This is a genomic window from Paenibacillus sp. FSL R10-2782 (assembly GCF_038592985.1).
Classification (GTDB): domain Bacteria; phylum Bacillota; class Bacilli; order Paenibacillales; family Paenibacillaceae; genus Paenibacillus; species Paenibacillus terrae_C.
On the sequence record NZ_CP151951.1, the window covers coordinates 1710721 to 1724671 of the forward strand.

Sequence of the window (13951 nt, forward strand, 5' to 3'; positions counted from 1 at the left end):
ACTCGTAGTGCGAACAGTAAGAGGTAGGTTTTCAGTGAATGTCTGCATCGGAGTTCCAGAAGCAAGCGGCGGGATTTTCAGCGATCCTCCGCATTCGTAGTGGCAGAGTACGCGGCTGACGCTTCCGCGATTCGCCGTTGTCCGCCGCCGTCATCTAGCTCTACAGCCTTGCCAGCGCCCGTTTCGGCGCCTTGCTCTTGCAGTACCGCCGCATACTCGCTCAGGGCAACCTCGCCAAACGGGGTCAGCCTGTAGCGGCCACGGGCTACGCGCTCAAACCAGCCGTAGTAGTTGCGCTGGAGCACGGCTGCGGCCCCGCTGACGGCTGCTGTACGGGCGAGCTGCGCCGGTGCGGCTTCCCCCAGATTCTGCAAGGCCGCGGCTACGCGCAGCGCCTTTTCCCGGTAGGCCGTGACCAGCTTGTGCCGGGTACTGCCGCCGGTGTTGTGGTCGCCGCTGCGCGCGTGAAATTCTCGCAGCAGCTTTTCCTTGCGCGAGCCGGTGCGGGGTGTCGCTGTTTTGCGGTTACCACCGCTCGTGCCCGCAGGCTTGCAAAGCACCTCAACGAGCGGCGGCTTGGTCTTGTAATGGGTGACGGTGAGCAAGCCGAGTCCCAACTGGCGACACAGTCCGACCAGCTCGCTCCAGCGCTGATTGACAGCCCCTTTTTTCGCACGGTTTCGTTCCACCGCCACATATACATTGCTGCTTAGCTTCAGGCGCTGCATGCCTTGCAGCACAAGCGCCAGATTGAACGTCTTTTTAATCTCCACAATCAGTGGCTCCTGCTGTTCCGGCTTTATACCTACCAAATCGCAGTTACGCACTTCTCCCTTGATTTCATATCCCAAGCTCTCAAAAAAGGCTTTGACCGGAGCGTACAGCTCTGTCTCATGCCGAACCGCCATGCTTCTCTCGCTCCTTTATCCCATTATTCCGAGCTTTTATTGTACCATAATGTGTCAGTTCCGCGTCGTTGTTGTTTATTTTAGCACAGTGTATCTCTCTGTTTTTCGAAAAAGCAGAGGAACCTGTCACAAAAAAAGGTCAATTCTGAACTCAATCTGCATAGGTATGTATTACACTTTTTTTAAGAGGATTGCATCATATCCTGAAAGGCGTGACGAGTGAAGCCATTAACCATCCAGAGTGGAGGATAGTCATTACGCAGTCATGGGAGGAACCGAGCATGAATATTTTTGAACGCGTTGCGGAGTACCGGGCGGAAAACAACCGTCTGGCCTGGAGCGGCACTTTTAGAGAGTATATCGAGATACTCAAGAAAGACCCGACGCCGGCGATGACCGCTCATGCACGGGTTTACAAGATGATTGAATCTTTTGGTGTAGAAGAGATTGGGGGACATAAGCGATATAAATTTTTCGAGCAGGAGATTTTTGGGCTGGACCGGGCGCTGGAAAAGCTGGTGGAGGAATACTTCCATTCCTCAGCTCGGCGACTGGATGTGCGCAAACGTATTCTTCTCTTGATGGGACCCGTCAGTGGGGGGAAATCGACACTGGTCACCTTGCTAAAACGTGGTCTGGAGAAATTTTCGAGAACGGATCAGGGGGCGGTGTACGCCATTGAAGGCTGCCCCATGCACGAAGATCCGCTTCATCTCATCCCTCATGAACTGCGTCCGGATTTTGAAAAGGAGCTTGGCGTCCGAATTGAAGGCAATCTGTGCCCATCCTGCCAGATGAGATTGCGTACAGAATTTGAAGGAGATATTGAAAAGGTCCGCGTGGAGCGGGTGTTTATATCGGAAGAAAATCGGATTGGCATCGGCACGTTCAGTCCTTCGGATCCGAAATCACAGGATATTGCTGATTTGACGGGCAGTATCGACTTTTCTACAATTACGGAGTATGGCTCGGAATCCGATCCGCGTGCGTATCGTTTTGACGGAGAATTGAACAAAGCCAATCGTGGACTGATGGAGTTTCAGGAGATGCTGAAATGCGATGAGAAGTTTTTGTGGAATTTGCTGTCTCTGACCCAGGAGGGTAATTTTAAAGCGGGGCGTTTTGCGTTAATCAGTGCAGATGAGCTGATCGTTGCCCATACCAATGAATCGGAGTATAGAAGCTTTATCTCGAACAAAAAGAATGAGGCTCTGCAATCGCGGATGATCGTGATGCCGATTCCTTACAATCTTAAAGTTTCGGAAGAAGAAAAAATTTACGCCAAGCTCATTGAACAAAGCGACATGAAGCATATTCACATCGCCCCTCATGCGCTGCGGACGGCTGCTATTTTCTCTGTACTTACCCGCTTGAAGGAGACGAAGAAGCAGGGCATGGATCTGGTCAAAAAGATGCGTATGTATGATGGAGAAGAGGTGGAAGGCTACAAGGCGGCCGATCTGAAGGAAATGCAAAATGAGTTTCTGGAGGAAGGCATGTCCGGGGTAGATCCAAGGTACGTCATCAACCGCATTTCCAGTGCGCTCATTAAACAAAATGTAGAATCCATCAATGCACTGGACATTTTACGAGCCATCAAGGATGGTCTGGATCAGCATGCTTCCATTACGAAGGAGGAAAGGGAGCGCTATCTGAATTTCATTTCCGTGGCCCGTAAGGAGTATGACGAACTGGCGAAAAAAGAAGTCCAGAAGGCCTTTGTGTATTCGTTCGAGGAATCAGCGAAGACACTGTTCGACAACTATCTGGATAACATCGAAGCCTTCTGCAATTGGGTGAAAATCCGCGACCCGCTTACGGATGAAGAACTCGACCCGGATGAGCGGCTGATGCGTTCGATCGAAGAGCAGATTGGGGTATCAGAAAATGCGAAAAAGGCGTTCCGCGAAGAAATTCTCATCCGGATTTCCGCTTACTCACGCAAGGGACGCAAGTTCGAATATCATCATCATGATCGGCTGAGAGAAGCGATTGAGAAAAAGCTGTTCGCTGATTTGAAGGATATTGTGAAAATTACGACCTCGACCAAAACACCTGATGCTAATCAGCTCAAACGCATGAATGAGGTGATTAAGCGATTGATTGAGGAACACGGTTATACAGGTGCCAGTGCCAACGACCTGCTCAGGTATGTAGGAAGTCTGTTGAATCGATAAAAATCGGTAAGCTTAAGGTAAGCAAAAGCAATAGGCTGGAGTAATGAGTTGTGATGGACGGCGTCGTAGCTGAACAGAGATATTTATCGGCTGCGTAGCCTATGAGGAATCCGGTAGCAAGCACTGGGAGCTTCAAGTGCTTGTTACCGGATTCTTTTTTATCATGAAGGAGTTATCTCAGGTGCTTGTCCATCATGGATATGTGAAAAGTCACAGTGAATCCACTAAATTATAACACTTTCCAAAAATGCGCCGATAAATATGGTAATGTTAAATGGATGTAAACTAATTATTTGGAGGAACCATATGATTGATGTAGCTGAAAGTAGATTAAAACAGATTCAATATATTGGAATCACAGATGATGATTTGGCCTTATTGCATCTCCATCAGGATTTGTTCCAATCTATTGTGGATGAGGTGGTGGATCGATTTTATGATCATGTGGAGAAGGTCCCGCACCTCATGTCGATTATCTCCAAATGGTCCAATATTGAACGTTTAAAGAAAACACAACGAGAATACTGGCTTTCTCTGGCAGATGGGAAAATAGATGAACCATTTATAGAGCACCGTCTTTTTGTAGGTCAGGTGCATTCCCGCATTGGTCTGTCCTCGGATTATTATTTGGGCACATACATAACTTACTTGGACATTGCAGTAGATATTTTGAAGCATTCGGGGATCGACGATTGGTATCCGATTGTTCACGCTCTTTCCAAAATGTTCAATCTGGACTCCCAGCTTGTGCTGGAAGCTTATCAGAAGAAGGAAAAGGAGCAAATTAACGAGCTGGCCGCTGAGCAGACACAAGTATTAACCGTTGTTTCCCGAATTGCTCAAAATTTGACTGGTATGATTGCTGAATTGCGTGAAAATACAGATAATATAGCAGATAGTGCCCGTACAACAGCCTCTTCGCAGGAACATACGGAAGAATTGGTACAGCAGTTGGGCGATGAGATCAAGCATATTGAGCAGATGAGCGGCACGATTCGCGAGCTGTCGGATCAGACACACTTGCTGGGGCTGAATGCGGCGATTGAAGCAGCACATGCGCAGGAAGCAGGGCGAGGGTTTCAAATTGTGGCACAGGAAGTACGCAAGCTGGCATCCAATTCCAAGCAGGCGCAGGAGCAAATTCAGGGCAAGGTACTGGATATAGCCCGTATGTTGAACAGTGTGCAATCCGAAACGGCTGCCACAACAGCCAGCGCCCGACAACAGGCCTCCAGTTCTGAGGAATTGGCTTCCTTCACAAAGCTGATCGAAAATATGGTGAAGGAATTGGAAACGCTTCAACATCCCGGCGAAAGGATGTAGTTGTGAGAGGATAGAATGAGTTGTATCCCTGGGAGAGCTTTTTGAGGAAAATAACGCTCTCCCTCCATGGCGGTCCAAGCAACGCAACCGAGGAAGAGCGTAATATTTAAAAGGCAGTGTTTTTTTTCCAATCAGTATGAGCCGCAAATACCCTTTTCCATAACTCGTCCCGTTCCTGGTGACTATAGTTAACAAGCGGCTCACCAAACACATCTGCCAACACTTCCAGCCACTGCGATTTATGATCCAGCTCTATTTTTTTCAATCCGTTCAGCCCGTGGTTTTTCCAAATGCAGCCTCTTAGTTCATTCGTTTCTAATGCTTGTCTTTGCCGAATCAGAAACAGGTTGAACCATGGAGAATCCGCTGAGCGGCTATAGAAATGATGCTTTGGCATAAACTCTTCCAGATCCCGAACAACCGCAGGGTCATAATCAACGCCAACAAATGAAGCCAGCGAATCATGCTCTAGCCGCCAGCCAATTGCAACAACCCCGGACTCCGTAACCTTATATTGAAGAGGGGCTTGTTCATAAGTGCCCATACGGAGTGGAACAGGCTCATATGGCATATCGCCTAAACCAACATCAACAATCCATACTTCATCTTCGTGCTGCTCATTTAGCAAGTTAACGGTTAACCCAAGGTGAAATGAATTGATGCGTGGCTCTGCCCCTAAAGGTTGAACCCCGGCACGATGCAGGCAGACTTTGTAGCCTAGCGAATGTAGTAGTGCACTGAAGGCACCATTCAGATGAAAACAATAACCGCTTCTCCCCTGTAAAATAAGTTGAACGGATTCTTGGAAACCAATGGCCGCCGGCTTTCCTGCAAAAATGTCCACCGTTTGCCACGAGAGATGTTTCACATGGGCCTTATGCAGCTCAAATAAATAGGATTGGGTAGGAGGCAGAATGTCTTCAATTCCGATCCTGTTTAGATAAGCCTTTATCTCTTCTTTTGTCATGATGTACATGTGCAGTCACCTCTATTGTTAGTTTCCCCAATTCTCTTTTCGGAACTAATGATCCTTGAGTCTTATCCTCATTGTAGAAGGGGGGCGTACTGATAACAATGCTATAAATTTTTGATTGTACCGGTACAATCAGTAAGTGGATTCGGTTCAGTGGCATGTAGATTTCCCATAAATCGTTGTCAGAACATAAAAAAACAGACCGTTTCGTCAGGTCTGTTTTCTTGTTTAGTTACAAGCCGACAGATTATATCAGCGCTCTAAGCTCACGTCGGTATTTGTTTAGCTGTGCGAATGATGGAATAACACGTTTGGCAGAACGGATGCCGCCTATTCTGATGTTGCGGACCACATGATAGGGAGAGATCAAAAGCGTGTGAAGCAAATGTAAATCATGGGTGCTCAACGGACGATATCGTTGATAGTAGTCGACCGCGCGCAGCATATTGGTCCCGTTCCAAAGAGAATTTCGATGTAGAAGATGGGATAAGTCTTTCATTCTTACGTGCAGGGAGCAATTTTCAAAATCGATTAAATGGATCTTGAGCCGTCTATCTTTAATCAGATTGGGGTAATTGTAATCGCCATGTATACATGCGCCTGCTTTTTGCTCCGAGACGATTGCTTCTCGAACCTTGGGCTGCTGTAAATGATTCGACACTTCTTCACAGAGAGCCACAAGATGTGCTGTGCCTTTGTAGGGACTGAGGCGTTTTTTGTATCCAGCTATTTCATCACCCAAGCCCTCGTAACGTATTCTGGCTGTGGGAGCTTCGGCGACAGGAAAGCCTACGGCGCTGGAGTGAAATTTGGCTAAGGTGGAAATTCCCTTTTTGAAATCTATTTTTTTGATGAAATTTGGTCTTCGTCCATCCACCCAATTGGTTAACGTATACGAAATGCCTGCATGGGTCATATAAGCGGTTTTCTGCACTGTCGGATAGACCTTTTGGCTACGGGTAAACCCGCGCTCATCCAGGAAGGACAACACACGTGTAATAAAACGAATTTCATCCTCCGGGAAGTTGTAGGGCTTTAAACAATAGGTCATGTTGGCGGTCTCAATCTTGTATATGTCCTTCACTTGACGAGTATGTTGAATTTTGATTCCGTACATCTGCTCAACGTTCGATAAAATCGACATTTTGATCCTCACTTTCTGTTATGCATGGGCCCATTCCTGCAAAATACGAATGATTTGCAAACGAAGGGGCCACGATTGATCCCAATTGTCCAAGATCTCGCGGTCTCTTGATCGAGTCGGGTGTAGGGAGGCGTGCCATGCTTCACGTGGCAGCTTATATAAGGCTGTAACCATTTTTCGTTCAGTTCGGTTTAGTGGTTTGCGTTTTTGGTATCCCTTCAACAAGGATTGCACAAATTCAGGATTGAATTGGGTCGTATTCATAAGGGCCTTCGCCAGATCTGCATAGACTGAGCCGACCTTAACCCGATCCCAATCAATGATTTTAAGTTGATCATCATCTGAAATCATGACATTGGGGATCGTGATGTCGCTGTGTATCAAAGAGGGGAAACGGTTTTCCTTCTGAAGCAGCTTAACAATGGATGTGTCCTGCAAATCCTTCCATGCCTGTCTAGCTAAACGTTTGCAGTTTTTTCCATGAGTGCTGTACCAGTTGCGGTATTCTTTGTCATGACGACTGATTTGTGTTATTTTTCGTTGAAAAAGACGGTCCTGTTTTTTCCATATTCGCAATTGTTGTAACGTAGGGGATTTCCCCCTTCCAATCTGATGCAAGCCAGTGGACGTGGCGTGAAGCGTGGCAAGTGCCCACCCAAGCTTTTCGAAATCTTCAGCATTTTCCAATCCCCGCCCCTTGATCCACTGACTCATATAAAATGGCGTTCCTTGAAATAAAGTCCATAGCTTCCCGGAATGTATTGGGAGCCACGCGGGCATGTAGCTGTACTTTCTCTTTTTCAAAAGCCTGATCATGCTTGCTGCCTGCTCCATCTGCTGGATTGTATTGGAGTGGATCATCTTAGTACGGTTAAAGGGCTTTAATGCATAAGTTCCCTTTTTCGTTTTTACCTGGATTACTGCATTTTTTCGGTACATGGATGAGACCAAGCTTGATTTTAACGGGATCAGGCCAAAACGACTGGTGATTTTGCGAATCTGTGCTTTGGTATAGGATTTCGCCATAAGTACCTCGCTTGATTTGTGATTAAATAAAAAGGTAATCCTCTGTTAGTTATCAGTCTATTCATGATGGGGTAATAGGTGCTGTTTTAAAGGGCTATACACGTTCCTTCTAGATTTATGTTATATTTCTTTACATTAAAAAAACGTCTTTTCCTGAAAAGAGCGGTTTATTTTGCGTTCCATTCGGTAAAAGGTTTAGTTTTGTTTATTTTTTTGGTACACTATCCTGAAAATTAAGTTGAGACGAAGGTACTAAGCAGAGAGTGCGTCAACGCTGGGCAGACTTATGATCGGTCTTGTGGCAGGGAGGAAAAGACATGGATAAAAAAATATTAATAGCGGACGATGAGCCCGGCATTCGCAATGCCTTGGCCTATGCGTTGCAAAGAGAAGGTTTTTTAGTAGAAACCGCTGTTGACGGGGAGGACGCATTGGAAAAAGTCCGTTTGTTTCACCCGGATGTGCTGGTGCTCGATGTGATGATGCCCAAGCTGGGCGGATATGAGGTGTGCCGTCGTTTGGAAAGTCGGAAGGGCATCGGTATTCTGCTGCTGACTGCCAAAAACGATATCGTGGACAAGGTGCTCGGGCTGGAACTGGGAGCGGATGATTTTATGAGCAAGCCCTTTGATCTGCGAGAGCTGCTCGCCCGCATCAAGGCGCTGGTACGGAGACTGGAACGGGAAGGAGCACCTGCGCAAGAGGGATCAGAAACGATACTTGGCCCGTTGCGAGTGCGTCCGTCCTGCAGGACGGCTGAACTGGAGGGAACAGTGCTGGAGCTGACACCCAAGGAGTTTGATGTGCTGGCACTTCTGGTGTCACACGCCGGGCGGGTGTACACACGGGACGAGCTGCTGGAGCAGGTATGGGGTTTCGATTATGCAGGTGGAACACGGACGGTGGACATTCACATCCAGCGCCTGCGCAAGAAGCTTGAGCCTTATCAGTCGTTATTGCAGACGGTATATGGAATTGGCTATAAGGCGGAAAAGATGCTGTGAACGAACGGCGGTTGCTTGGCGCTTGGCCCATCCACTCACCATGTCGATTCTTGATCCAGGCGGACACGAGGTTCATCGTTAACGAGAAAGTCGTACCAGCGGTTGCGAAAACGAACCTGAGGCCCGTCTGCGGGTACGTGCTCCTCCATACGGAGCGCCTCAGGGATAGGACGCGGATGCTGGCTTTCCACCACGGCTCGATCCTCTTCCAGCACCCTGCTGCTATATCTGGAAAAAATCCGGCTCATACCCGGTACAAATTTGGCAAAATTACGTCCAGCCAGCCCGTAGATGGCGGTCACCTCCTGCTCAATTGAAACAGGTACCCTGAAATTGGAAAGAGGCTATATGAAATTAATCAATAGAAAAAGGAGTACCTCCCCAAATCTCGAAAGTGTTAAGCACCACACAAAACACAGAGATGAGAGGATAGACTTGCTATGTCATATATTCGACACGAGAGGCAATATTTATATGAAAAGGGATAAAAGCACAACAACCCGATTACGCCTTCAAATATGCAACTCTGGATGCTGGGTATGATTATGAGCCGATCTACGAGCAAATTCGCCAAGCAAAGCTCATGCGATCATCGCTTACAATCGACGACGTGAATCCGAATTAATGGGATTTGACGAGCATTTTTATTGTCCAACTAAGTGTAGCCGACCAATATGTGGTCCCAATAGAGTGGGTCAAGTGGGTTCCAAAGGAGTGGGCATTTTGGATTCTAATTAAGAAGTGTAAAAAGACGCATTCCGTTTTTTCGGATACGCCTTTACTTTCGCTATATACTGGTCGTTTGTTTCTATACAACTATACAAACTTGCGATGATGCTTCTTGCCATCGTATGAGAATAAGGCCAGCTTGCCTTCAATCATCGTTTCCAAATGAACGGTCCGCCCCCATAACTGATACACATACGGAAGCGTACGCTCCATATATTTTAAATCCAGCTCAATCCCTTCAAACTGATGCTTGAGCTTCAACTCGCCAGTGTGCAGATAATCTCCATCCTCAACGACGATATAAGGGGAGCCGCCATTCACACGCGAGAATACGAGCTGGTCCCGTATGTTCTCCCACGATTTATCTGTGATTTTCCAATCCGGCCCTCGTTTCTCAAACACGTATAGATCCAAATCCTCTGTCAGTTTCTTGGTCATGTAATTGCGTATAAAAGAGGTGTCTGAGTCAAATTCCCGTACCTCGAACATTTTAGCGCGTCCTTCGCCTGGTTTGCGTCCTTGTCGATCCTGCTCTTCACGGGTTGGGTTATCCCATCGCTTTTCAATATCCTCAAATATTTTAAGCCCCAAATAATACGGATTCAGGCTTTGCTTGGAAGGCTGTACGACAGAAGCGTTCAGCAGTGCAAATTCAACGGTTTCATCCCCGGTCAAATCCAATTCCCTGACAATCCGCTGATGCCAATAGGAGGCCCAGCCTTCATTCATAATTTTGGTCTCCATCTGGGGCCAGAAATACAGCATTTCGTCCCGCAGCATCGTCATGATATCCCGCTGCCAGTCCTCTAGAACTTCCGAAAATTCCTGAATAAACCAGACGACATCCTTCTCCGGTTCAGGCGGGAACTGTCGTATCTGTATGCCTTCGCTTTCCGTCGAATCCGGCTGTAGCTTCACCGTGTCCAGTGACCACAGATCATCGTAAGGACCGTCTGGGCGCTGCCGTTTTCCCGGTTCCTTTTGTTCACGGACTTTAAGCTCCATATATCGCTGTTTATCCAGATGTTGTGGTTTGATCAACTGCGGATCAATATGCTCCTGTATAGCCAGTACCGAATCAATGAAGGATTCGACGGCCTTCGAACCGTATTCCATTTCATAACCGCTGATCCGGTCTGCCGTAGCGGACATACTCTCCACCATATTGCGGTTGGAGGCCGAAAAGCGGGCATTGTGCTTGAAAAAATCACAGTGCGCCAGCACATGGGCGACAATCAGTTTATTCTGAACCAAAGAATTTCCCTCCAGCAGGAAGGCGTAGCAGGGATTGGAGTTGATAACCAGCTCATAGATTTTGCTCAGGCCAAAATCATACTGCATCTTCATTTTATGAAATGTTTTTCCAAAGCTCCAGTGGCTAAACCGAGTGGGCATCCCGTAGGCTCCAAACGTGTAGACAATATCGGCCGGGCAAATTTCATACCGCATCGGATAGTAGTCCAGCCCGAATCCGCTGGCAACTTCCATAATTTCAGCAATGGCGTATTCCAGCTCCCGATGGTCACTGCTCATCCAGCGCTCCCCCCTTCCCGTTTGCGAAAAAAGGTGCGTAAGGCTTCGTATACCTCGCCCTTTTCCTTGATGACGTAATACATGAATTGATCCATCTTGATGTTCTTATAGGCCGACATCAGTGTGCTGCTGCGGTTATATTGATTCACTTCTCCATAGCCGAACATGTTGCTGCGCTTCATAAGCTCCTCGATTAACTTCACGCACCGCTCGTTGTCCGAGGTCAGATTGTCGCCGTCAGAGAAATGGAAGGGATAAATATTATAGCTGGAAGGAGGATAGCGCTTGTCGATAATCTCCAATGCCTTGAGATAGGCCGAAGAGCAGATCGTGCCGCCACTTTCTCCACGAGTGAAAAATTCCTCCTCTGTAACCTCTTTGGCTTCGGTATGATGCGCCAGAAAGACAATCTCCACCTTTTCATATTGACGGCGCAAAAAGCGGGTCATCCAGAAAAAGAAGCTGCGGGCGCAATATTTTTCAAAAGATCCCATCGAGCCGGAAGTATCCATCATCGCAATGATCACAGCGTTGGATTGAGGGATGGTTTTTTCCTCCCATGTTTTATAACGGAGATCGTCAGGACTGATATGATGAATGCCCGGCTTCCCCTGACGAGCGTTGCGACGCAGATTTTCGAGAATGGTTCGCTTCTTGTCAATGTTGGCCTGCATGCCTTTTTTGCGTATATCATTGAATACGATAGACTCAACCTCAATCTGTTCCTTGTCTTTCTGCTGCAAATGCGGTAATTCCATATCCTCGAACAGCATATCTTCCAGTTCTTCCATGCTGACTTCCGTCTCCATGATATCGTGTCCAGGCTGGTCTCCGGCCTTCTCGCCTTTACCGGGCTTCTGGGAAGCAGGATCGCGTCCGATGACATCGCCCACCTGACTGTCGCCATCCCCTTGCCCTACATGCTTTTGCTTCTGATAATTATAAATGAAGCGATATTCGTCCAGACTGCGAATCGGCACTTTAATAATCTGCTTACCGTCTGACATGATAATATTTTCTTCCGTAATCAGATCAGGCAGATTTTGCTTAATCACATCTTTGACCTTCTGCTGATGACGCTGCTGGTCTTGGTACCCTTTGCGATGCAGCGACCAATCTTCGCGGGATACGACGAATGAATATGGCTGACGTGGTTCCGGCATTGTTAGGCACCCCCCAAGTGGATACACGGCACAGTTTGGCCTTGTTGGTTATTAAGTATATTCACGGGGATGTACGATATGTGATGGAACTCGATTTAAATTCTGCCCGTTTGCTTTTATAATGAAAGTAAAAAATGTAAAAAAAGAATGGAGAACCTTGAGTTATGGAAGAAATTGCAGTACTTATAGTAGACGATGAACAGGGGCTGCGGGATATGCTGACAATGGTGTTAAAAAAAGAAGGATTCCTTCATGTTAAGCATGCAGCAACGGGTCAGGAAGCGCTGCAAGTCGTGATGGAATCTCAGATTGATGTGATTGTGCTTGATGTTATGCTCCCTGATAGCGATGGGTTTGAGGTGTGTCGTCATTTGCGTCTATATACGGAAGCTCCTATTCTTTTTTTGACGGCAAGAGATACAGACCTGGACAAATTAATGGGATTTGGTATCGGGGGGGACGATTATATTACCAAACCGTTTAACCCTCTGGAAGTCGTTGCGCGTATGAAAGCTCGAATGAGATATCGGAAAGTTCCGACTGTGGCCATGAAACCGTCCTTACGCACTTTAGATTTTGGATATTTTCGTCTGGAGTTGGATTCCGGTGTGTTGTATGTGGAGGACAAGCAGGTCGATTGTCCGGCACGTGAATGGCTACTGCTGGTATTTTTATGTAAGCACCCAAACCGTATTTTCAGTGTACGGCAGCTATACGAGGCGATATGGAGCGAGGCCTTCTTGGGTGATGAGAAGACTGTAGTGATTCATATCTCCCGTTTACGAAAAAAAATAGAGCCTGAACCTAAGCAACCGCAATTTTTAATTAATGTAAGAGGACTTGGTTATAAAATGATGTCAGTCAAGAGGGAGGAGCAAGAATGAACCCTCTGGTTAAAATGTCCTTTCGTTTTATGAAAGTAACGTTATGCTTTGTACTGGCCTATGTTCTTTGTTTTGTTATCTGCACGATCATATATATTTTTATAAAAAGTACATTTGCTGCATCTCATGGTGCATCTCAAAATATAAATATTAATCTATTTTGGACTGGACTTGGTATCGTGCAAAGTACTGTATTCATAGCTGCCTATGGATGGTATATTGGTAAGCCACTAATTTACATGATGAAATGGATTGGAAATATATCAACGGGGGAATTCCAAGCGCCTCTAAGTGAGTTGGAACTGCGAGAGCGTAAAAAAAATCGGGAAAATAGTTATAAGCTCCCGTATCAATTGTATAGAGAGCTTTTTGAACAAATGAACATATTATCTGCTCAATTGCGCCGTAATGAGGAGGAGAGAGTGGAAATAGAAAAGCGAAAACAGCAGTGGGTAGCAGGCGTAAGCCATGATCTGAAAACACCGTTAACCTATATCGAAGGATATGCAGCCATGCTAACTGCCCAAGAGTATGATTGGTCTGATGAAGAGAGAAGAAGCTTTAGCATATGCATCAGTGAAAAAGTGACGGAGATGAAGCAGTTGATTCAGGATCTAAATGCTTCTATGCAGTTCAAGGAGAGCTCTCTGCCGATTCAATTGAAGGAGGAAGACATTGTAGAGTTTCTGCGCAATGCAGTCATAGATATCGCTAACCATCCTTCAGCCGAGCAATACGAATTTTCTTTTACGTCAATGGAAGCAACATGTATTATGCTCTTCGATAGCAAATTATTAGGTAGAGCGCTACAAAATTTTTTAATTAATGCGATCATCCATAACCCACCAGGTACACATGTTTCAATGGAAGTGAACAAAGCGAACGATAAGCTTCATATTTTTATCGAAGATGACGGCATAGGAATAATTCCAAATGAGTTCATGCGGGCGTCTCACTCTAAAGGTCATGGAATACCTATTGCCAAAAGCTTTATTGAAGCGCATAACGGAACGCTTCATATCCTTCCAGGAAGTAAAACGGGTACAAGGATGGAGATTTCATTGCCGCTAAACATCTAACTTTTCAA

The 13951-nt window shown here is 46.5% G+C and carries 12 protein-coding genes; 5 read left to right on the plus strand and 7 right to left on the minus strand.

From position 1 onward, the window contains the following. Nucleotides 1–77: 77 nt before the first annotated feature. The gene (locus tag NST83_RS07940; RefSeq protein WP_342417225.1) at nucleotides 78–908 is read right to left on the minus strand and encodes a DUF2161 family putative PD-(D/E)XK-type phosphodiesterase; all 831 of its coding nucleotides are present in this window, start codon (nucleotides 906–908) and stop codon (nucleotides 78–80) included. Nucleotides 909–1189: 281 nt separating this feature from the next. Between NST83_RS07940 and NST83_RS07945 the strand changes: the two genes are divergently transcribed. Both NST83_RS07945 and NST83_RS07950 read left to right on the plus strand, forming a co-directional pair. Next, nucleotides 1190–3085, plus strand: a complete 1896-nt coding sequence (locus tag NST83_RS07945) for a PrkA family serine protein kinase (RefSeq protein ID WP_342417226.1) — start codon at nucleotides 1190–1192, stop codon at nucleotides 3083–3085. A 306-nt stretch (nucleotides 3086–3391) separates the two neighbouring features. Continuing rightward, nucleotides 3392–4408, plus strand: a complete 1017-nt coding sequence (locus NST83_RS07950; RefSeq protein WP_342417227.1) for a globin-coupled sensor protein — start codon at nucleotides 3392–3394, stop codon at nucleotides 4406–4408. Nucleotides 4409–4514: 106 nt separating this feature from the next. On the opposite strand, the gene NST83_RS07955 is transcribed toward NST83_RS07950, so the two are convergent. The 3 genes from NST83_RS07955 to NST83_RS07965 all read right to left on the minus strand — a co-directional run bounded on the left by NST83_RS07955 (nucleotide 4515) and on the right by NST83_RS07965 (nucleotide 7551). Further along, entirely contained in the window at nucleotides 4515–5384 is an 870-nt protein-coding gene (locus NST83_RS07955; protein WP_342417228.1) for an arylamine N-acetyltransferase, read from the minus strand. A gap of 244 nt (nucleotides 5385–5628) precedes the next feature. Further along, complete coding sequence (locus NST83_RS07960) at nucleotides 5629–6525, minus strand: phosphotransferase (protein WP_342417229.1); 897 nt, start codon at nucleotides 6523–6525, stop codon at nucleotides 5629–5631. A gap of 18 nt (nucleotides 6526–6543) precedes the next feature. Next, complete coding sequence (locus tag NST83_RS07965; protein ID WP_342417230.1) at nucleotides 6544–7551, minus strand: aminoglycoside phosphotransferase family protein; 1008 nt, start codon at nucleotides 7549–7551, stop codon at nucleotides 6544–6546. A 317-nt stretch (nucleotides 7552–7868) separates the two neighbouring features. Here NST83_RS07965 and NST83_RS07970 point away from each other — a divergent pair, with 317 nt between their 5' ends. After that, nucleotides 7869–8555 carry a response regulator transcription factor gene (locus tag NST83_RS07970; RefSeq protein WP_342417231.1) on the plus strand — a complete coding sequence of 229 codons (687 nt, stop codon included), beginning with the start codon at nucleotides 7869–7871 and terminating at the stop codon, nucleotides 8553–8555. 35 nt (nucleotides 8556–8590) lie between these two features. On the opposite strand, the gene NST83_RS07975 is transcribed toward NST83_RS07970, so the two are convergent. From NST83_RS07975 to yhbH, 3 genes are all read right to left on the minus strand, one after another. Beyond that, nucleotides 8591–8857, minus strand: coding sequence for a hypothetical protein (locus tag NST83_RS07975; protein WP_342417232.1), 267 nt, complete (start codon nucleotides 8855–8857; stop codon nucleotides 8591–8593). Between the two features lie 514 nt (nucleotides 8858–9371). Beyond that, entirely contained in the window at nucleotides 9372–10817 is a 1446-nt protein-coding gene (locus NST83_RS07980; RefSeq protein ID WP_342417233.1) for a SpoVR family protein, read from the minus strand. Then, nucleotides 10814–11980, minus strand: a complete 1167-nt coding sequence (gene yhbH, locus NST83_RS07985) for a sporulation protein YhbH (protein WP_137062356.1) — start codon at nucleotides 11978–11980, stop codon at nucleotides 10814–10816. The genes NST83_RS07980 and yhbH overlap by 4 nt, the downstream gene beginning before the upstream one ends. A gap of 164 nt (nucleotides 11981–12144) precedes the next feature. Between yhbH and NST83_RS07990 the strand changes: the two genes are divergently transcribed. Both NST83_RS07990 and NST83_RS07995 read left to right on the plus strand, forming a co-directional pair. Next, nucleotides 12145–12864, plus strand: a complete 720-nt coding sequence (locus NST83_RS07990; RefSeq protein ID WP_342417234.1) for a response regulator transcription factor — start codon at nucleotides 12145–12147, stop codon at nucleotides 12862–12864. Continuing rightward, nucleotides 12861–13943, plus strand: a complete 1083-nt coding sequence (locus tag NST83_RS07995; protein ID WP_342417235.1) for a HAMP domain-containing sensor histidine kinase — start codon at nucleotides 12861–12863, stop codon at nucleotides 13941–13943. The genes NST83_RS07990 and NST83_RS07995 overlap by 4 nt, the downstream gene beginning before the upstream one ends. The last annotated feature ends 8 nt before the right edge of the window (nucleotides 13944–13951 follow it).